Here is a 19027-nt window from a genome sequence, read left to right on the forward strand (position 1 = left end):
TTGTGCTGAAAATGCAAGCCGGACGGCGAAAGCTGACTATATTTCAGAGTAATGGCAACAGCTTAGCGGGAGACGAGATGCATCGTGTATTGGTAACCGGCGCGACAGGCCTGGTGGGCGCGCATCTACTGCGCTTGCTGGTGGCGGATGCGCGCGTCGACGAAATCATCGCGCCGACGCGTCGCCCGCTGCCGCCGATGAATAAAGTCATCAACCCGGTGGAGGCGGACCTGACCGACGTGCTGCGCCCGCTCAGCGTCGCTATCGACAGCGTATTTTGCTGTCTCGGCACCACGCGCAAAGAGGCGGGCAGTAAAGAGGCGTTTCTGCACGTCGACTATACGCTGGTGGTGGATACCGGCCTGAACGGGCTGCGGCTGGGCGCGAAGCAGATGGTGGCGGTCAGCGCGCACGGCGCGAACCGCCATTCACCCTTTTTCTATAACCGGGTAAAAGGCGAGATGGAGACGGCGCTGCGTCATCAGGGCTGGCCGCGTCTGACGCTGGTGCGGCCTTCGCTGCTGCTGGGCGAGCGCACGCGCAAACGTCCCGGCGAAAGCCTGATGGCGCCGCTGTTCAGCGTGCTGCCCGGCAACTGGCGTTCGGTCTCTGCGCTGGCGGTGGCAAAATACATGCACGCCTGCGCCTTTCAGCCAGCCGGTGATAGCGTCGAGATTATCGAGTCGGGGCAAATCCCGCGTTAGTCGCGCTCTTTGCTCAGATCCCAGATAATCTGATTGCGGCTGCCGCGCCACAGCAGCGTCGCATCTTTTTCCGCCTCGACGAAGCGCCCGTCAATCAGCACGTCGATATAACTCAGCACCTCGCGCTGGGCGCAGCTGAGCTCGGCGCGCTGATAGCCGGTCCAGAGCCAGATATCTTTGCCGGGACACTCGGCGCGCACGCGTTTCACCAGCCGACGGATATGCGGCACGTTGTGCGGATGCAGCGGATCGCCGCCGCTCAGCGACAGGCCCTGACGCCGGATACGCCTGTCCTGCAGATCGGCGATCAGGCGCTCCTCGTGTTCAAGGGTGAAAGGCGTGCCGGAGTCGAGCCGCCAGGTGCTCTGGTTATAGCAGCCGCGGCACTGATGCTCGCATCCGGCCACGAACAGCGTGCAGCGCGTGCCGGGGCCGTTAACGATATCGACATCATAGTAGCGATGAAAATGCATCATCCCAGCGGTCCGCTCTCCAGATGTTTAACGCGTCGCTGCACCTCTTCCTGCTTGCCGGCGTTGAACGGGCGTGCGTCGGGGCTGCCGAGATAGCCGCAGACGCGGCGCGTTACCGACACGCGCGCCGGATCGTGATTGCCGCAGTTCGGGCAGGTAAAGCCGCGGCTGGTGCAGCTGAACTCGCCGGTAAAGCCGCACTCATAGCATTCGTCGATCGGCGTATTGGTGCCGTAATAGGGCACGCGATCGTAGCTGTAATCCCATACATCCTCGAGCGCCTTGAGATTATGCTGCACGTTGGGGTATTCGCCGTAACAGATGAAGCCGCCGTTCGCCAGCGGCGGATAGGGCGCTTCAAAGTCGATCTTGTCGTAAGGGTTGACCTTCTTCTCGACGTCGAGGTGAAAGCTGTTGGTGTAGTAGCCTTTATCGGTGACGCCCGGCACCACGCCGAATTGCGCGGCATCGAGGCGGCAGAAGCGGTCGCAGAGGTTTTCGCTCGGCGTGCTGTAGAGGCTGAAGCCGTAGCCGGTTTCCGCTTTCCAGGCGTCGGTCGCGGCGCGCAGGCGCGAGACAATCTCGATCCCTTTGGCGCGCAGCGCGGGATCGTCATAGGGATGGCGCGCGCCGCCGCTCAGCGCGTTCAGGGTTTCATGCAGGCCGATATAGCCCAGCGACAGCGAGGCGCGCCCGTTGCGGAAAATCGGCCCCACTTCGTCATCGGCGTTAAGCCGCACGCCGCAGGCGCCCTCCATGTAGAGGATCGGCGCCACGCGCGCTTTGGTTTTTTCCAGGCGGGCGATTCGCGTCATCAGCGCGCGCTTCGCCAGCGCCAGCCGCTCGTCGAGCAGCGTCCAGAAGCGCGCCTCGTCGCCCTGCGCCTCCAGCGCGATGCGCGGCAGATTGAGGCTGATGACGCCCAGATTGTTGCGGCCGTCGTGAATTTCGACGCCGTTTTCCTCATAGACGCCGAGAAAGCTGCGGCAGCCCATCGGCGTTTTAAAGGAGCCGGTAACTTTTACTACCTGGTCGTAGTTAAGAATATCGGGATACATGCGCTTGCTGGCGCACTCCAGCGCCAGCTGTTTGATATCGTAGTTGATATCGCCCGGACGGCGATTGAGCCCTTCGCGAATCGCGAAGACCAGCTTGGGAAAGACGGCGGTCTTGTGGTTTTTGCCCAGTCCGGCGATGCGGTTGCGCAGGATCGACTGCTGGATAAGCCGCGCCGCCCAGCTGGTGCCGAGCCCGAAGCCGAAGGTGACGAACGGCGTCTGGCCGTTGGCGGTGTGCAGCGTGTTGACCTCGTACTCCAGCGACTGAAAGGCGTCGTAGCACTCTTTCTCGGTGCGCGCCCGCGCGTAGGCCTCGACGTCGGCAATCTGCCATTCGGCGGCGATAGCGCGATGCTTTTCCATGCTGAGCTCAACGAAGGGCGCCAGCACCTCGTCGATGCGGTTAATGGTGGTGCCGCCGTAAATATGGCTGGCGACCTGCGCGATAATTTGCGCGGTGACCGCCGTGGCGGTGGCGATCGATTTCGGCGGTTCGATCTCGGCGTTGCCCATCTTGAAGCCGTTGGTGAGCATGCCTTTCAGATCGATCAGCATGCAGTTGAACATGGGGAAGAACGGGGAGTAGTCGAGATCGTGATAGTGGATCTCGCCGCGCTCGTGCGCCTGCACCACGTCGCGCGGCAACAGCTGCTGCTGCGCATAGTGTTTCGCGACGATGCCCGCCAGCAGGTCGCGCTGCGTCGGGATCACCTTGCTGTCTTTATTGGCGTTTTCGTTCAGCAGCGCGGCGTTGGTCTGATCGACCAGGCCGCGAATGGCGTGGTGCAGCTTGCCTCGCTGCTCGCGCGCCACGTCGCGATCGTGACGATATTCAATATAGGCGCGCGCCAGCTGCGGATAAGGGCCGCACATCAGCGTCTCTTCAACCGCGAACTGAATATCGCGGATATCCACTTCGGCGCGATCGGCCAGCTTCTCGCTGACGCGCTGAGCCACCGTTGCGCACCAGGGCGCGTCGTCGACCTGCGCCGCGCGCGCCGCAGCGGCCACCGCCGCCTCGATTCTTGCTGCGTCAAACTCTGAGCGACAGCCGTCGCGCTTCACCACTACCTTTGCCATGCTCTCTCCATCCGCTACATGTTGTGCTGCGGAAGATTCTAGCCACTATATATGGATGTCAGGAGAATATAATCGCCGCGGTTTTGACCTGAAACAAAGAAGATTGGGTCGTGGCGCAAAGCCAGGCAGAAGAGAAAATGGAGGGCTAATCAGCGGGGCACGAGATGCGCGCTGCGGGCGCAGCGCGCAGCGGATCCTTAGCGGCGCAGGGCGATCGCTTCGATCTCGATCTTCACATCTTTCGGCAGACGCGCCACTTCCACGCAGGAGCGCGCCGGGAAGCTGGCGTTATGCTCGGCGAAGAAGGCTTCGTAGGTGGCGTTGACGGTGGCGAAGTCGTTAAGGTCTTTGACGAACACCGTGGTTTTCACTATGTCGCCAACCTGCAGGCCAGCCGCTTCGACGATCGCTTTCACATTTTCCAGCGACTGACGCGCCTGGGCGTCGATCGCGTCTGGCACCGTGCCGGTCGCCGGATCTACCGGGATCTGGCCAGAGGTGATGATCATACTGCCCAGATCCACGCCCTGCACATAGGGACCGATCGCCGCTGGCGCTTTTTCCGTACTGATTTCGCGAGACATACTTGCTCCTTAAGAGTGACGCAGCGGCGGCAAGCCGCCGCTGGCGAGAAACATCGCCCCATTATAGGGACGAGCAGAGCGATTACCAGTGACCGAGCACCACGTGGTGCGCAAAGGCTTTCTCGCAATATTTGCAGGTCAGCAGCACTTCGGCGTCGCGCTTTTTCACCGCAAAGCTGGAGAAGACCGGCTCGCTGCGGCTGATGCAGTTGCCGTTGGGACAGGTCAGTACGCGCTCGATGCGCTCCGGCAGCGTCGGCGCGATTTTCGCAACCACTTCATAGTCGTCGATGCGGTTGACCGTGGCGTGCGGCGCATAGACCGCCAGCTGATTGATCTGATCCTCGGTAAGAAAGGTGTTCTCAATCTTGATCAGATCTTTGCGCCCCAGCTCGCCCGAAGGCAGGTTAAGGCCGATGGTGATGCGCTGGTCGGTTTCGGTGAGGCGAAACAGCGAGAGCAGCTTAAACCCGACCTGCGCCGGAATATGGTCGATGACCGTGCCGCGCTTGATCGCTTCTACCTGCAGTTTGTTGTCGTGAGTCATGGCGATTGCTCCTTACAGATCCTGTTCGCTGTTGAGTACCAGCGCCAGCAGAGCCTGACGCGCGAAGATGCCGTTGCCCGCCTGCTGGAAATACCAGGCGTAGGGCGTTTTATCCACGTCGGTGGCGATCTCGTCAACGCGCGGCAGCGGATGCAGCACTTTCATATTGTCGCGCGCGCCGGTCAGATCCGCCGCGCGCAGAATAAACTGCGCCTTGACGTTGGCGTATTCCGACGGGTCGAGGCGCTCTTTCTGCACGCGGGTCATATAGAGAATATCGGCGTGCGGGATCACCGCTTCGATGCTGTCGTGGCGCGACCAGACAATGCCGCGCTCGTCCAGCGTATCGGTGATATAGGCCGGCATCGCCAGCGCGTCGGGCGCGATAAAGTAGAAACGGTTGCCGTCGAACTTCGCCAGCGCCTGCGTCAGGGAGTGCACCGTGCGGCCATATTTCAGGTCGCCGACCATGGCGATGCTCAGGTTGTCCAGGCGGCTCTGCGTCTCAAGAATGGTAAAGAGATCCAGCAGTGTCTGGGTCGGATGCTGATTGGCGCCGTCCCCGGCGTTGAGGATCGGCACGCCGCCGGAAAATTCCGTAGCGAGCCGCGCCGCGCCCTCTTGCGGATGACGCATCACGATGGCGTCAACGTAGGTGCCGATAACGGAAATGGTATCCGCCAGAGTTTCGCCCTTTTTGCCGAGCGAAGTGTTGCTGCCGTCGGCGAAGCCCACCACCGACGCGCCCAGCCGGTGCATCGCCGTTTCAAACGACAGGCGCGTGCGCGTCGAGGCTTCAAAAAAGCAGCTGGCGATGACCTTGTGCTTCAGCAGTTCCGGCTGCGGGTTGGCTTTCAGCCGCGCAGCGGTATGCAGCACCAGCTCTAGTTCATCGCGGCTGAGATCGTTAATAGAAATAATATGTTTGCGATATAACGGGTTAGCCATAGTTCGCCTCTCTGAGCTGCCGAATTGCGGACAAAAAAAAGCCCCTGCTTAAGGGGCTTTTTTTACGATCGGGTTGATGACGGAAAAAACAGGGGCGCCGCCTGCGTTCAGGCGTGATGTCGCGTGAATGTTTGCGCTGCGCTGTTGCATGCTTCCTCCGGCAAATTGGGGCGCATTATACCCGTCCGGCGTTTTGCATCAAGGGAAACGTTTGCGGATCGGCTGGCTGAGCGGCTACGCCTGGCTCAGCGTCGCCACCATGACCGCTTTAATGGTGTGCATACGGTTCTCCGCCTGGTCGAATACGATGCTGTGCTCCGATTCGAAAACTTCGTTGCTCACCTCCATGCCGCCGTGCAGACCGTACTGCTCGGCCATCTGACGCCCCAGCGTGGTCTGATCGTCATGAAACGCCGGCAGACAGTGCAGAAACTTCACCTGCGGGTTGCCGGTCAGCTGCAGCATCGCCTGATTGACCTGATAGTCGCGCAGCAGCGCAATGCGCTCTTCCCATACCGCTTTCGCTTCGCCCATCGACACCCAGACGTCGGTATAGATAAAGTCCGCGCCCTTGACGCCTGCGGCGATATCCTCGGTCAGGGTGATGCTGCCGCCGGTTTGCTGCGCCGCCTGGCGGCAGGTTTCGACCAGATCGGCTTCCGGCCAGCAGCCTTTCGGCGCGACCAGACGCAAATCCAGGCCGGTCACCGCTGCCGCTTCCAGCATGCTGTTGCCCATGTTGTTGCGGGCGTCGCCGACGTAGACCAGCGTCATCTCGCTCAGCGCCTTGCCCGGCAGATGCTCCTGCATGGTGAGCAGATCCGCCAGCAGCTGGGTAGGGTGGAACTCGGTTGTGAGACCGTTCCACACCGGCACGCCGGCGAATTCCGCCAGCGTCTCTACCAGCGCCTGGCCGTAGCCGCGGTACTGGATGCCGTCATACATGCGGCCCAGCACGCGGGCGGTATCTTTCATCGACTCTTTATGGCCGATCTGGCTGCCGCTCGGGCCGAGATAAGTGACATTAGCGCCCTGATCGTATGCGGCAACTTCGAAAGAGCATCGGGTGCGGGTCGAGTCTTTTTCGAAGATGAGCGCGATGTTTTTGCCCTTCAGGCGCTGGGTTTCGCTACCGTTTTTTTTAGCGCGTTTTAATTCAGCGGCGAGGTCGAGCAGGGAGGTGATATCGGCCGGGCTAAAATCGAGCAGCCGAAGGAAGTGGCGTTGAAAAAGGTGACTCATAACGGGCTCCAGTGCGTCCATTCTGATTGAATGAAAATTCAATCTAAACGTATGAATATTCATTTTCAACCCCAGCGTAAAGAAACTTTCCGTTTTGAGTAGTGGCGCGCCGGGCAGTGTGGGAAAATACTTGTTTATTGCCGAACACTGAGGGGAATTCGCCATGGCATATGAAGCATTGCTGGAAGAGCAGCGTGAAGAGACACGCCTGATCATTGATGAGCTGCTGGAAGACGGCAGCGATCCGGATGCGCTCTATACCATTGAACATCATCTCTCCTGCAACAACTTCGACTCGCTGGAAAAAGCGGCCGTCGACGTGTTTAAGCTGGGTTATGAAGTGACCGAGCCAGAAGAGCTGGAGCTGGAGGACGGCACCACGGTGATGTGCGTCGATATCCTCAGCGAGTCGGCGCTGAAGCCTGAGCTGATCGACGCGCAGGTTGAGCAGCTGGTCAATCTGGTGGGCAAATACAACGTCGACTACGACGGCTGGGGCACCTACTTCGAAGATCCCGACGCCGAAGATGAAGATGACGACGAAGATGGCGACATTATCGACGGCGACGAAGATACCGGCGTCCGCCACTGATTTCCCCTGGCGGAGCCGCGCGCTCCGCCTTTCCGTTTCCTGCCTTTTGAACAGACATGAACTACGCACCGCTGCTTGAGCCTATCTATCAGTTTCTACACTGCCGCACGCCGCAAGCCTGGATTGACGAGGCGCGCAAACCGGAAAACCTGACGCTGCTGCTGACCGACCATCTGGTTTGCGAACTGAAAGCGGCGCAGACCGCCACCTGGCTGATCCGTAAGTATGTCGCCGACAAGCCGAGCGGCGAGGCGATCCTCGCCTGGCTGAAGCCCTACGAAGATTTTATTTTCCGCGAGCACCCCGACAGCCAGTTTATTCAGGCGCATAAAAGCCTTTCTAAAAGCATCATTGTGCGCAACGAGCTGCCCTGGGCGGACGATCTGGTGGAGAAGATGGTGCTGCTGATTAAAGAGGAGCTGCACCACTTTTATCAGGTATGGGAGATTATGCAGGCGCGCGGCTTGCCCTATAAAAAGATCACCTCCAGCCGCTATGCCAAAGGGCTGCTGCGGGAGATCACCACGCACGAGCCCGATACGCTGGTGGACAAGCTGATCTGCGGCGCCTATATCGAAGCGCGATCCTGCGAACGCTTCGCCAGCCTGGCGCCCTGGCTGGATGCGGAGCTGGAGAAGTTCTATATCTCGCTGCTGCGTTCGGAAGCGCGCCACTATCAGGACTATTTAGCCCTGGCGGCGCAGATCTCGCCGAAGGATATCGCGCCGCGCGTGCGGGCGATTGGTGAAGCGGAGGCGAAGCTGATTAGCGAGCCGGACGCGGAGCTGCGCTTTCACAGCGGCGTGCCGGCCTTCTGACCGGGAAGGCGCGCTTATAGCGTCTTCAGCATTCTGTATTCGCAGTCGCCGTGGCCGGTACAGCCGAGCACCTCGTCGATGCGTTCAAAGCCCAGCGACTCGTAGAGTTTAATGGCGCGCGTCAGAGTGCCTGTGGTTTCCAGATAGCAGCGGCGGAAGCCGCGCTGGCGCGCATGCTCCATCGCGCGCAGCGCCAGCTCGCGCGCCACGCCGAAGCCGCGTACCTCCGGCAGGAAATACATTTTCTGCAGCTCGCAGATATCAGGCGCACTGCAGGCGAGCGGGGCGATGCCGCCTCCGCCTGCGACTTTCCCCTGGTGCTCCACAATCCAGTAGGCGCTGTGCTCGGCGCTGTAAAGTTCATACAGGCTGTCGAGCTGCGGATCGGCCACGGTATAGCCTTTGTCGGCGGTCAGGCCGAACTCTGCTGAGACGGTGCGGATAACCTGGGCGATATGGGGATTGTCGGCGGCGCTGATAGGGCGCAGCTTAAGTGAAGGCTGAGTATCAGGGATCATGGCGAAATAGCGTGGTTAAAATCGGTTAGACATTCACCAGAAATAGCATTATCGTCAGTGAAAAGCAATATAACTGATAATGCAAGGAGGCATGGAATGGCAGCATTACGCTGGTTATTTAAAAACTATAAAAACTTATCTGTTCTTTTTATTGTAATGGGGTTTATAAACGTATGGGCTTATTTCCAGTGGATCGGCCGCTTAGATTTCTTTCCCTTTATTATAAGTAATGTTGCAGGAAGCCTGGCGATATTAATATGTTCGCTGGTGTTCTTTGTCGCTACATCTTTTATGTTTGTCATGCCATCTGCGCTTTGTGCTTTAACGGGGCTAAAAAGCACGATTAAAGATAAAAAGAAGCGGGGGCTCAGTGAACGACTTGAAGTTTACTATAATGAGGGATGTGCTGCTGCAACTGCTTTAGTGGCAGTGATCACCGCGGTGACAGTGCTTTTTCTAAAAGAAAAAATCAGCATAGAGTTATTGTATATTCCTTCTGTTACCGCTTTTGTCAGCCATGTATTCTTCAACTTTTTTATAAATAATAAAAGACAAAAGTACTTGAGAGGTTTCATTACTCGCTTACAGCGTCTGCACGAGCGAAAAAACAAACCAGATCGTGCCTTGTCACGCTGGTTTAGGTGGGAAAGTTTCAAAGCCAATACAATAATAATAAACATCTTTTACTGCTTGATATCACTGATGATCGCCTTCGTTTCAATTGTTCCGCTTTATATTTTAACAGGCTCGAAGATATACTTCGCAAGTGAAAGTCTGTTGGTGCAATATGCTATTGTGGTCGTGCTGTATTTTTTTCTTTTTATGCCTGCTCTTGTTGGGGTTTTTAAGAGTAAGCCTGCTCAGGTGCAGGCCGTACACCCCACTCTGGCATTGGCGCCAGCCGTGCTTATTTTTATTTTTGTTGTTTTTTCTTCCTTGCTCGTCCAGATTAACCAGCGTGGAATTGAATTGGTTGGAATGTCTTCCTGGCAGACAAAGGTTTTTGCCTTTAACGCAGATCAATTTCCCGCATACTATTTCCCCGAAGAACAGTGGGGGGAATCGCGGAAATGGAATGAGGGTAATATTCGCCTCGTTAAAGGAATCGAAGTCTTTTCCAATGGCGATGTCTTACTTGTGTGTCCTTCATTTTTGAAAGAATTAAGGCAAAAGGCTCTGGAGCATAATGGTTTACTCTGGAAAACAGACACAAAGTCTAAACTTGCAGTAAATGAGCTAAGTCAATTTTGTTTGATAGCTAAAAGCGATCAGGTGAGAACAGGCGAGGCGTTAAAAGTTTTATTTGAATCTTTGCACGATGAAACTGATTTTTTTAAAGCATAAATAAACATCGTGCGCAAAATCGCCAATAAAAAACCCCGCACCGAAGCGCAGGGTTTTTCTACAGACGCGGCGTTAAATCAGAGCGCCGCAATCACCGCCTGCTGTTCAATCAGTTTCGCTTTCGACTGCTCCAGCTCGGCAACGCGCTCGCGCTCTTTCGCTACTACCGCTTCCGGCGCGCGCGAGACAAAGCCTTCGTTCGCCAGCTTGACCTGAATCTTCTCGATTTCGACGTCGAGCTTGCCCAGCTCTTTCGCCAGACGATCCAGCTCTGCCGCCTTGTCTACCAGGCCCGCCATCGGGATCAGCAGCTCGGCGCCTTCGACGATTTTCGTCACGGACACCGGCCCTTTCTCGCCCGCCGGCAGGATGGTCAGGCTCTCCAGACGCGCCAGGCGCGACAGGAAAGTGCGGTTCGCTTCCACACGGCGCAGCGCCGCAGGAGAACAGTCGCGCAGCAGCACGTCGAGCGGCTTGCTCAGGGCGATATTCATTTCGGCGCGGATATTACGCACCGCGACGATCGCCTGCTTCATCCACTCGATATCCGCCATCGCTTCCGCATCCACTTTCGCCGCGTCGTACTGCGGGAAAGGCTGCAGCATAATGGTGTCGTCGCTGATGTTCTTCAGCACCTTCACACGCTGCCAGATGGTCTCGGTGATAAACGGAATGATCGGATGGGCAAGGCGCAGCAGCGCTTCCAGCACCGTCACCAGCGTATTGCGCGTGCCGCGCAGCTCCGCTTCGCTGCCGTTGTTCATTACCGGCTTAGTCAGCTCCAGGTACCAGTCGCAGAACTGGTTCCAGGTGAAGTCATAGAGAATATTCGCGGCGATATCGAAACGATAGCTGTCCAGCGCCTCGCGGTACGCTTTCACCGTGTTATTGAACTCGGCGAGGATCCAACGATCTGCCAGCGACAGCGTCATCTCGCCGCCGTTCTGACCGCAATCCTGATCTTCGGTGTTCATCAGCACGAAACGGCTGGCGTTCCACAGCTTGTTGCAGAAGTTGCGGTAGCCTTCAAGACGCTTCATATCCCAGTTGATGTCGCGGCCGGTCGAGGCGAGCGCCGCCAGGGTAAAGCGCAGCGCGTCGGTGCCTGACGGCTCGATGCCGTCCGGGAACTGCTTCTCGGTGCGCTTGCGGATCTTCTCCGCCAGCTGCGGCTGCATCATGTTGCCGGTACGTTTTTCCAGCAGATCTTCCAGCGAGATGCCGTCGACCATATCCAGCGGATCGATAACGTTGCCTTTGGATTTCGACATCTTCTGGCCTTCTTCGTCGCGGATTAGACCGGTCATATAGACGGTCTTGAACGGCACCTGCGGCTTGCCGTCTTCATCTTTGAGGAAGTGCATGGTCAGCATGATCATGCGGGCGATCCAGAAGAAGATAATGTCGAAGCCGCTTACCAGCACGCTGGTCGGGTGGAACTGACGCAGCGCTTCGGTGTTCTCCGGCCAGCCGAGGGTCGAGAAGGTCCAGAGGCCAGAGGAGAACCAGGTGTCGAGCACGTCTTCGTCCTGACGCAGTGCCACGTCCGCGCCCAGGTTGTTTTCGCTGCGCACTTCCTCTTCGCTGCGGCCAACATAGACGTTGCCGTCGTTGTCGTACCAGGCCGGAATGCGGTGGCCCCACCAGAGCTGGCGCGAAATACACCAGTCCTGAATATCGCGCATCCAGGAGAAGTACATGTTTTCATACTGCTTCGGCACGAACTGGATATCGCCGTTCTCGACCGCCTCGACCGCGACTTTCGCCAGCGGCGCGGTACGCACGTACCACTGGTCGGTCAGCATCGGCTCGATGACCACGCCGCCGCGATCGCCGTAAGGCACGGTCAGGTCGTGCGGTTTGATCTCGTCCAGCAGGCCCAGTTCGTCCACGGCGGCGACAATCGCCTTACGCGCGGCGAAGCGCTCCATCTTTTGGAACGCCGCCGGGATCTCGTCCGAGCAGGCGTCGCTCACTTCACCGTTGGTGTCGTAAACCTGGGCGCGCTCGCGGATATCGCCGTCGAAGGTCAGGATATTGATCATCGGCAGCTTGTGGCGACGACCGACTTCATAGTCGTTGAAGTCGTGCGCCGGCGTGATTTTTACGCAGCCAGTGCCTTTCTCCATATCCGCGTGCTCGTCGCCCACGATGGGAATGCGACGGTTCACCAGCGGCAGGAGCACCTCTTTGCCGATCAGATCTTTGTAGCGCGGGTCTTCCGGGTTGACCGCCACGCCGGTATCGCCCAGCAGGGTTTCCGGACGCGTGGTGGCGACCACCAGATAATCTTTGCCTTCGGCGGTTTTCACGCCGTCCGCCAGCGGATAGCGGATGTGCCACATCGAGCCTTTGCTCTCGCGGTTTTCCACTTCCAGATCGGAAATCGCGGTGCGCAGTTTCGGATCCCAGTTCACCAGGCGTTTGCCGCGGTAGATCAGATTCTCTTTATGCAGGCGAACAAACACCTCTTTCACCGCATTGGAGAGGCCGTCGTCCATGGTGAAGCGTTCGCGCTCCCAGTCCACGGAGTTGCCGAGGCGGCGCATCTGGCGGGTAATGGTGCCGCCCGATTCCGCCTTCCACTGCCAGATTTTCTCGATAAAGGCGTCGCGGCCGTAGTCCTGGCGCGTTTTGCCCTCTTCGGCGGCGATCTTGCGCTCTACCACCATCTGGGTGGCGATGCCCGCATGGTCGGTGCCGACCTGCCACAGCGTGTTTTTCCCCTGCATGCGCTGGTAGCGGATCATGGTGTCCATGATGGTCTGCTGGAAAGCGTGACCCATGTGCAGGCTGCCGGTGACGTTCGGCGGCGGGATCATTATGCAGAAGCTTTCCTGGCTGGTATCGCCGTTAGGCTTGAAATAGCCTTGCTCTTCCCAGTGCTCGTAAAGCGGCTGCTCGATGTCTTGCGGGTTATATGTTTTTTCCATTTCTGCTATGTCGTTTGCGGCTGCGGCGGCGTGGCCGTATTCAATTGGAAACCAACGCTGCGGTACGCTTTATAGCGGTCGCGCGCCAGCTGTTTCTGAGACTCTTCGTAGGGTACGAAGTCTATCACTTCATGGAAAGCAGTAGCAAAATCTGCAAACTGCGGCAGCAGGCTGATCAGCAGATCGCGCGGCGAGCTGCCGCGACGCTGCGGCCAGGCGAGCTCGACCGGCGCGCCGTAGCGCGGACCTTCGCCCGCCAGATTATGCGGCACGAAGGCGTTGGCCGGGCGCTGCCACAGCGCCTCGTCGAGGCGAATGGCCTGCTGTTCGTCTTCACAGGCGATCAAAATGCGTTTGCCCGCCCGCCAGCGCGTTTCCGCCAGATCGCACACCAGCGCCTCGATGGCGCTCAGCTCTTCGCTGGGCGAGTCCGTTTCCATTACGTAGAAGGTTGCGTTTTTCATGGAAATGCCTTGTGGGTGAGAGGTGTCGATGTTACCAGCTAAGGCGCGCGGTAGCACTTCCCGATGAGATGGATATGGCGTCTGCGGTGGTATAAATCAATGCGCGCCGCCCCTGAGAGCGGCGCGCAGCGGGACTTAGTCGTCGCCGTTCAGGCCGGCGCGGTTCAGCAGGAACTGCGACAGCATCGGCACCGGACGACCGGTTGCGCCTTTGGCTTTGCCGGAGCGCCAGGCGGTGCCGGCGATATCCAGGTGCGCCCAGTTATATTTACGCGCAAAGCGCGCCAGGAAGCAGGCGGCGGTGATCGCGCCGCCGGGACGGCCGCCGATATTCGCCATATCGGCGAAGTTCGATTCCAGCTGCTCCTGATATTCGTCCGCCATCGGCAGGCGCCAGGCGCGGTCGCCGGACTGCTCTGACGCGCCGATCAGCTCGTGCGCCAGCGGATTGTGGTTCGACAGCAGGCCGCTGACGTGGTGGCCGAGCGCGATAACGCAGGCGCCGGTCAGGGTCGCCACGTCGATCACCACTTCCGGATCGAAGCGCTCTACGTAGGTCAGCGCGTCGCACAGCACCAGGCGGCCTTCCGCATCGGTATTCAGCACTTCTACCGTCTGGCCAGACATGGTGGTCAGCACGTCGCCCGGACGCATGGCGCGGCCGTCCGGCATGTTTTCACAACCCGCCAGCACGCCGACCACGTTAAGCGGCAGGTTCAGCTCGGCCACCATGCGCATCACGCCGTAGACCGACGCCGCGCCGCACATGTCGTACTTCATCTCATCCATCGATTCCGCTGGCTTGATGGAGATGCCGCCGGAGTCGAAGGTGAGCCCTTTGCCCACCAGCACGATAGGGCGCGCTTCCGCGTCCGGGTTGCCTTTGTACTCGATGACCGACATCAGCGACTCGTTCTGCGAGCCGGCGCCGACCGCGAGATAGGCGTTCATGCCCAGCTCTTTCATCTGCTGTTCGCCGATGACGCGGGTGGTGACGTTTTTGCTGTAGGCGTCCGCCAGCTGGCGCGCCTGCGAGGCGAGATAGGCGGCGTTGCAGATGTTGGGCGGCATATTGCCGAGATCTTTCGCCGCCTTCACGCCGGCGGCGACCGCCAGACCGTGCTGGATAGCGCGCTCGCCGCTGGTGAGTTCGCGGCGCGTCGGCACGTTGAACACCAGCTTACGCAGCGGACGGCGCGGCTCGGTTTTGTTGCTTTTCAGCTGGTCGAAGTTATAAAGCGCTTCTTTGGAGGTTTCGACCGCCTGACGCACTTTCCAGTAGGTATTGCGGCTTTTTACATGCAGCTCGGTCAGAAAGCAGACCGCTTCCATCGAGCCGGTGTCGTTCAGCGTATTAATGGTTTTCTGGATCACCTGCTTATACTGGCGCTCGTCCAGCTCGCGCTCTTTGCCGCAGCCAATCAGCAGAATGCGCTCGGAAAGAATGTTGGGTACATGATGCAGCAGCAGGGTCTGGCCCACTTTGCCTTCCAGCTCGCCGCGGCGCAGCAGGGCGCTGATGTAGCCATCGCTGATTTTGTCTAACTGCTCGGCGATCGGCGACAGACGACGCGGCTCGAAAACACCGACAACAATGCAGGCGCTGCGCTGTTTTTCCGGGCTTCCGCTTTTTACACTGAACTCCATGCACTCTCCTGAATCTTAAAGACAACGGCCGCGGCTGTCGCTAGAATGGTCCGCTTGATACCACAGAGGTAAAAAATTTTGTTGGTAATCAGCGTTCGAACTACGTTTAGTGTGGCAATGCGTTAATTTTCACCACCCTGACGCGTTTGTCATACCATTTTAGCTGCGACGCAGGCCATTGATGAAGAAAAATGGCTAATAAGCGTTGAAACTAGCGATTTTCCTGCAAAAAGACAAGTTATCACAGGCGTACTAAGCGTGATCATCATTAGATATCTGGTTCGGGAAACGCTCAAAAGCCAGCTGGCTATCCTTTTCATCCTGCTGCTTATCTTCTTTTGTCAGAAGTTAGTGCGGATTTTAGGGGCTGCGGTGGACGGCGAAATCCCAACAAATCTCGTTCTGACTCTGTTAGGGCTTGGCGTGCCTGAAATGGCACAACTTATTCTGCCGTTAAGCCTGTTTCTGGCGATCCTGATGACGCTGGGCAAGCTCTATACCGACAGCGAAATCACCGTGATGCACGCCTGCGGATTAGGCAAAAGCGTGCTGGTGAAGGCGGCGATGGTGCTGATGCTGCTCACCTCCGTCGTGGCGGCGGTCAACGTTATCTGGCTGGGTCCCTGGTCCTCGCGCTATCAGGACGAGGTGACGCAAAACGCCAAAGCCAACCCTGGCGCGGCGGCGCTGGCGGCCGGGCAGTTCCAGAGCTCCAGCGACGGCAGTTCGGTGCTGTTTATCGAAAACGTCAAGGGCAACCAGTTCGGCAACGTCTTCCTGGCGCAGCTGCGCGCCAAGGGCAACGCGCGGCCATCGGTGGTGCTGGCGGACAGCGGCCATATGGAGCAGCACAAAGACGGCTCGCAGGTGGTGACGCTGGATAAAGGTACCCGCTTCGAAGGCACGGCGATGCTGCGCGACTTCCGTATTACCGACTTCACCAACTACCAGGCGCGGGTCGGCTATAAAGAGGCGACGCTCGATCCGAACGACGCCGAGCAGTCCGATCTCACCACGCTGCTCAGCAACGACACGCCGGCGTTCCGCTCCGAGCTGCACTGGCGCTTTACGCTGATCTTCTCGGTGCTGGTGATGGCGCTGATGGTGGTGCCGCTCAGCGTGGTCAACCCGCGTCAGGGACGCGTGCTGTCGATGCTGCCCGCGATGCTGCTCTATCTGATCTTCTTCCTGCTGCAGAGCTCGCTGAAGTCGAATGCGGCGAAAGGGCGGCTCGATCCGGCGATCTGGATGTGGGTGGTGAATATCAGCTATCTGCTGCTGGCGGTAGCCCTTAACCTGTGGGATACGGTGCCGATGCGCCGCGTGCGCGCCCGCTTCAGCCGCGGAGGTTCCGTCTGATGTTTCGCGTTCTCGACCGTTATATCGGTAAAACCATTTTCAATACCATCATGCTGACGCTGTTCATGCTGGTGTCGCTTTCCGGCATCATCAAGTTCGTCGATCAGCTGCGTAAGACCGGGCAGGGCGCCTATACCGCGCTCGCCGCCGGTTACTACACGCTGCTCAGCGTGCCGAAGGATATTGAGATCTTCTTCCCGATGGCGGCGCTGCTTGGCGCGCTGCTGGGACTGGGCACGCTGGCGCAGCGCAGCGAGCTGGTGGTAATGCAGGCAGCGGGCTTTACCCGCATGCAGGTGGCGCTGTCGGTGATGAAAACCGCTATCCCGCTGGTGCTGCTGACCATGGCGATCGGCGAGTTTCTCGCCCCGGCGGGCGAGCAGATGGCGCGTAACTACCGCGCGACTCAGCTCTACGGCGGCGCGCTGGTATCGACGCAGAACGGCCTGTGGGCGAAGGACGGCAATAACTTTATCTATATCGAACGCGTGCGCGGCGATAACCAGCTCGACGGCGTCAGCATCTATAACTTCAGTGACGACCGTCGTCTGAAGAGCGTGCGCTACGCCGCCAGCGCCACCTGGGACCAGGCGAACAAGCGCTGGAATCTGGCGCAGGTGGATGAGTCGGATCTCAACGATCCGAAGCAGATTAGCGGCTCCCAGAGCCTGAGCGGCGAATGGAAAACCAACCTGACGCCGGACAAGCTCGGCGTGGTGGCGCTCGATCCCGACGCGCTGTCGATTCGCGGCCTCTATAACTACAGCAAGTACCTGAAGCAGAGCGGTCAGGAGTCGGGACGCTATCGGCTCAATATGTGGAGCAAGATTTTCCAGCCGCTGTCGGTGGCGGTGATGATGCTGATGGCGCTGTCGTTTATCTTCGGACCGCTGCGTAGCGTGTCGATGGGCGTGCGCGTGGTGACCGGCATCAGCTTCGGCTTTCTGTTCTACGTGCTGGACCAGATCTTCGGCCCGCTGAGCCTGGTGTACGGCCTGCCGCCGATAATGGGGGCCATCCTGCCCAGCGCCGCCTTCTTCGCCATTAGCCTGTTCCTGCTGGTTAAGCGGCGTTAAGCCCGGGCAACAACACAGAAGCAAAAATGAGGCCGCAAATAGCGGCCTCACTCTTATAACTCGCTGAAAACCGGTAGCCTTTACCGGTATCGCTAATGACTCGCTTTTTCAGCTATGCCAGGCTCTGTGGAGGTTTTTTTCAGAGTCAGGAAAGATGAAAATGCAGCTGCCGCGCGACACCATCTTGCAGGCGACCGGGCTGACGGAAGAAGAATTAGACCGCCTCGACGACCAGTAACCGTCCTAAGCTGTACTCCACACCGATCAACGTAATAAAAGATCCCGCCTTAAAAAGCGGGTTCAGTCTGTCGCGTTGCGGGGTTTTAACGCGCCAGCAGCGGCAACAGCGCCGGAAGCTGCGACAGCAGATAGAGGATCAGCCCGATAGTGCCGCCCACCAGCGTGCCGTTGATGCGGATAAACTGCAGATCCTTGCCGATATTCAGCTCAATCTGCTGCGACATATCGCGCGCGTCCCAGCTCTTCACCGTATCGCTGATATGACGCGTCAGGAAGGCGGCGAACTCCGGCGCGACGCTGCGCGCAGCCTCCTCCAGATGACGGTTCATCGAGGCGCGCAGCGCGTCGTCGCGCGCCAGGTTCTCGCCCAGCCACAGCGCCGCCTGGCGCACCTTCTCCTGCACGCGCGAGTCGTCGCTGTTGAGATCGGTTTTCAGCCAGGTGCGCAGGTCGTTCCACAGCTCGCCGATATAGCGGTTCAGCGACGCATCCTCTTTGATCCAGCGCTTTATCTCCTCTGCGCGCGCCGCCATCTCGGGATCGTGCTTCAGCTTCTCAATCAGCCGATCCACCGCGCGGTTAAAGCCGAGGCGCAGCTCGTGACCCTGATCGGCCGCCACGTCGTCCAGCACCGAGTCCACCGCGTTGGCGACCAGCTCGGCGCTGTGCTCGCCCAGCCAGTCGGTCGGCAGCATTTTGGCCTTAATCGGATGCTCGCGCTTCAGCCAGCGCACAATCTGCATGGCGATAAAGTCGCGCGTGGCGGGCTTGTGCATCAGGCGCAGCAGCTGATCGATCGCCGCGTCGAGCAGCTCCTGATGGCGGTTGTTTTTGGTCAGGCTCTCCAGCAGCACCGCGCTGGTCTGCGACAGATCGACCTTGTCGATGGCGCGATGCACCGCGCGGCGCATAAAGGCCTGAATGCGCGCGTCGTCGGTGAGATCGAGGAAGCCGCGCATCACCTGCAAAAGATGACGCCCGACGCGGTCGGCATTGCCCGGCGCGTTAAGCCACTGCGCCAGCATCTGCGCCGGATCGTGGCGGCGGATCAGCGCCAGCAGCGAGTCGGTATCAAGAAACTTCTCCTGCACGAAGCGGCCAAGGTTGTCGCCGATGCGATCTTTATTGCGCGGGATAATCGCCGTATGGCGCGAGATAAAGGGCACCGGCACGCGGCGAAACAGCGCCACCACGGCGAACCAGTCCGCCAGCGCGCCGACCATCGCCGCTTCAGCGATCGCCTTCACGCCGCTGACCCAGAAGTTAGGCGGCAGAAAAAGGGTGGTGATAAAGGTGGCGGCGGCCAGCAGCAGCAGGCCGAGCGCCAGACGTTTTGTCCGTTTAAGTTCGCGTAATTTATCCATGCTCACAGCTTAGCAGAGGCCAAACCGCTGCGGAAA

General features: G+C 58.9%; 17 protein-coding genes. 6 read left to right on the forward strand and 11 right to left on the reverse strand.

Going from position 1 to position 19027, the window contains the following annotated elements:
- Nucleotides 1-77: 77 nt before the first annotated feature.
- Nucleotides 78-704: an NAD(P)H-binding protein gene (locus tag JS46_RS07290; RefSeq protein ID WP_033749329.1), complete on the forward strand. Its 627-nt coding sequence runs from the start codon at nt 78-80 to the stop codon at nt 702-704.
- Here JS46_RS07290 and nrdG read toward each other — a convergent pair.
- From nrdG to argF, 6 genes are all read right to left on the reverse strand, one after another.
- Nucleotides 701-1180 carry an anaerobic ribonucleoside-triphosphate reductase-activating protein gene (gene nrdG / locus JS46_RS07295; RefSeq protein WP_033749330.1) on the reverse strand — a complete coding sequence of 160 codons (480 nt, stop codon included), beginning with the start codon at nt 1178-1180 and terminating at the stop codon, nt 701-703. The genes JS46_RS07290 and nrdG overlap by 4 nt on opposite strands.
- Nucleotides 1177-3315 (reverse strand): anaerobic ribonucleoside-triphosphate reductase, encoded by a 2139-nt coding sequence (gene nrdD, locus JS46_RS07300; protein WP_033749331.1) that lies wholly within the window; start codon nt 3313-3315, stop codon nt 1177-1179. Before nrdD ends, nrdG begins: the two co-directional genes overlap by 4 nt.
- A 197-nt stretch (nt 3316-3512) precedes the next feature.
- Nucleotides 3513-3899 (reverse strand): 2-iminobutanoate/2-iminopropanoate deaminase, encoded by a 387-nt coding sequence (gene ridA / locus JS46_RS07305; protein WP_033749332.1) that lies wholly within the window; start codon nt 3897-3899, stop codon nt 3513-3515.
- Between the two features lie 82 nt (nt 3900-3981).
- Nucleotides 3982-4446, reverse strand: coding sequence for an aspartate carbamoyltransferase regulatory subunit (gene pyrI, locus JS46_RS07310; protein WP_033749334.1), 465 nt, complete (start codon nt 4444-4446; stop codon nt 3982-3984).
- Nucleotides 4447-4458: 12 nt separating this feature from the next.
- On the reverse strand, nt 4459-5394 hold the full coding sequence (gene pyrB / locus JS46_RS07315; protein WP_033749335.1) for an aspartate carbamoyltransferase: 936 nt from the start codon (nt 5392-5394) through the stop codon (nt 4459-4461).
- A gap of 234 nt (nt 5395-5628) precedes the next feature.
- Complete coding sequence (gene argF / locus JS46_RS07320; protein ID WP_033749336.1) at nt 5629-6636, reverse strand: ornithine carbamoyltransferase; 1008 nt, start codon at nt 6634-6636, stop codon at nt 5629-5631.
- 163 nt (nt 6637-6799) lie between these two features.
- Here argF and rraB point away from each other — a divergent pair, with 163 nt between their 5' ends.
- Both rraB and JS46_RS07330 read left to right on the forward strand, forming a co-directional pair.
- A complete protein-coding gene (gene rraB, locus JS46_RS07325; RefSeq protein WP_033749338.1) occupies nt 6800-7228 on the forward strand; it encodes a ribonuclease E inhibitor RraB in 429 nt (142 codons plus the stop codon).
- Nucleotides 7229-7284: 56 nt separating this feature from the next.
- Nucleotides 7285-8046 (forward strand): tRNA-(ms[2]io[6]A)-hydroxylase, encoded by a 762-nt coding sequence (locus JS46_RS07330; protein WP_033749339.1) that lies wholly within the window; start codon nt 7285-7287, stop codon nt 8044-8046.
- A gap of 14 nt (nt 8047-8060) precedes the next feature.
- On the opposite strand, the gene JS46_RS07335 is transcribed toward JS46_RS07330, so the two are convergent.
- Nucleotides 8061-8564, reverse strand: a complete 504-nt coding sequence (locus tag JS46_RS07335; RefSeq protein WP_033749340.1) for a GNAT family N-acetyltransferase — start codon at nt 8562-8564, stop codon at nt 8061-8063.
- 96 nt (nt 8565-8660) lie between these two features.
- Between JS46_RS07335 and JS46_RS07340 the strand changes: the two genes are divergently transcribed.
- A complete protein-coding gene (locus JS46_RS07340; protein WP_033749341.1) occupies nt 8661-9908 on the forward strand; it encodes a hypothetical protein in 1248 nt (415 codons plus the stop codon).
- A gap of 77 nt (nt 9909-9985) precedes the next feature.
- On the opposite strand, the gene JS46_RS07345 is transcribed toward JS46_RS07340, so the two are convergent.
- The 3 genes from JS46_RS07345 to pepA all read right to left on the reverse strand — a co-directional run bounded on the left by JS46_RS07345 (nt 9986) and on the right by pepA (nt 14952).
- Complete coding sequence (locus tag JS46_RS07345; RefSeq protein ID WP_033749342.1) at nt 9986-12841, reverse strand: valine--tRNA ligase; 2856 nt, start codon at nt 12839-12841, stop codon at nt 9986-9988.
- Nucleotides 12842-12846: 5 nt separating this feature from the next.
- Nucleotides 12847-13305: a DNA polymerase III subunit chi gene (locus tag JS46_RS07350; protein WP_033749344.1), complete on the reverse strand. Its 459-nt coding sequence runs from the start codon at nt 13303-13305 to the stop codon at nt 12847-12849.
- A gap of 135 nt (nt 13306-13440) precedes the next feature.
- On the reverse strand, nt 13441-14952 hold the full coding sequence (gene pepA, locus JS46_RS07355; RefSeq protein ID WP_033749345.1) for a leucyl aminopeptidase: 1512 nt from the start codon (nt 14950-14952) through the stop codon (nt 13441-13443).
- Between the two features lie 258 nt (nt 14953-15210).
- Between pepA and lptF the strand changes: the two genes are divergently transcribed.
- Nucleotides 15211-16311, forward strand: coding sequence for an LPS export ABC transporter permease LptF (gene lptF, locus JS46_RS07360; protein WP_033749346.1), 1101 nt, complete (start codon nt 15211-15213; stop codon nt 16309-16311).
- On the forward strand, nt 16311-17387 hold the full coding sequence (lptG, locus tag JS46_RS07365) for an LPS export ABC transporter permease LptG (protein WP_033749348.1): 1077 nt from the start codon (nt 16311-16313) through the stop codon (nt 17385-17387). The genes lptF and lptG overlap by 1 nt, the downstream gene beginning before the upstream one ends.
- A 323-nt stretch (nt 17388-17710) precedes the next feature.
- Here lptG and JS46_RS07370 read toward each other — a convergent pair whose 3' ends face one another.
- Nucleotides 17711-18991, reverse strand: a complete 1281-nt coding sequence (locus tag JS46_RS07370; RefSeq protein WP_033749641.1) for a DUF445 domain-containing protein — start codon at nt 18989-18991, stop codon at nt 17711-17713.
- Between the last annotated feature and the right edge of the window lie 36 nt (nt 18992-19027).

The organism is Pantoea sp. NGS-ED-1003 (assembly GCF_000738765.1).
GTDB lineage: Bacteria > Pseudomonadota > Gammaproteobacteria > Enterobacterales > Enterobacteriaceae > Pantoea > Pantoea septica.

Bases quoted from the DNA above. Each gene is read 5' to 3' on its own strand.
- JS46_RS07290 (WP_033749329.1), top strand. From the start codon at position 78: ATGCATCGTGTATTGGTAACCGGCGCGACAGGCCTGGTGGGCGCGCAT.
- nrdG (WP_033749330.1), bottom strand. From the start codon at position 1,180: ATGATGCATTTTCATCGCTACTATGATGTCGATATCGTTAACGGCCCC.
- nrdD (WP_033749331.1), bottom strand. From the start codon at position 3,315: ATGGCAAAGGTAGTGGTGAAGCGCGACGGCTGTCGCTCAGAGTTTGAC.
- ridA (WP_033749332.1), bottom strand. From the start codon at position 3,899: ATGTCTCGCGAAATCAGTACGGAAAAAGCGCCAGCGGCGATCGGTCCC.
- pyrI (WP_033749334.1), bottom strand. From the start codon at position 4,446: ATGACTCACGACAACAAACTGCAGGTAGAAGCGATCAAGCGCGGCACG.
- pyrB (WP_033749335.1), bottom strand. From the start codon at position 5,394: ATGGCTAACCCGTTATATCGCAAACATATTATTTCTATTAACGATCTC.
- argF (WP_033749336.1), bottom strand. From the start codon at position 6,636: ATGAGTCACCTTTTTCAACGCCACTTCCTTCGGCTGCTCGATTTTAGC.
- rraB (WP_033749338.1), top strand. From the start codon at position 6,800: ATGGCATATGAAGCATTGCTGGAAGAGCAGCGTGAAGAGACACGCCTG.
- JS46_RS07330 (WP_033749339.1), top strand. From the start codon at position 7,285: ATGAACTACGCACCGCTGCTTGAGCCTATCTATCAGTTTCTACACTGC.
- JS46_RS07335 (WP_033749340.1), bottom strand. From the start codon at position 8,564: ATGATCCCTGATACTCAGCCTTCACTTAAGCTGCGCCCTATCAGCGCC.
- JS46_RS07340 (WP_033749341.1), top strand. From the start codon at position 8,661: ATGGCAGCATTACGCTGGTTATTTAAAAACTATAAAAACTTATCTGTT.
- JS46_RS07345 (WP_033749342.1), bottom strand. From the start codon at position 12,841: ATGGAAAAAACATATAACCCGCAAGACATCGAGCAGCCGCTTTACGAG.
- JS46_RS07350 (WP_033749344.1), bottom strand. From the start codon at position 13,305: ATGAAAAACGCAACCTTCTACGTAATGGAAACGGACTCGCCCAGCGAA.
- pepA (WP_033749345.1), bottom strand. From the start codon at position 14,952: ATGGAGTTCAGTGTAAAAAGCGGAAGCCCGGAAAAACAGCGCAGCGCC.
- lptG (WP_033749348.1), top strand. From the start codon at position 16,311: ATGTTTCGCGTTCTCGACCGTTATATCGGTAAAACCATTTTCAATACC.
- JS46_RS07370 (WP_033749641.1), bottom strand. From the start codon at position 18,991: ATGGATAAATTACGCGAACTTAAACGGACAAAACGTCTGGCGCTCGGC.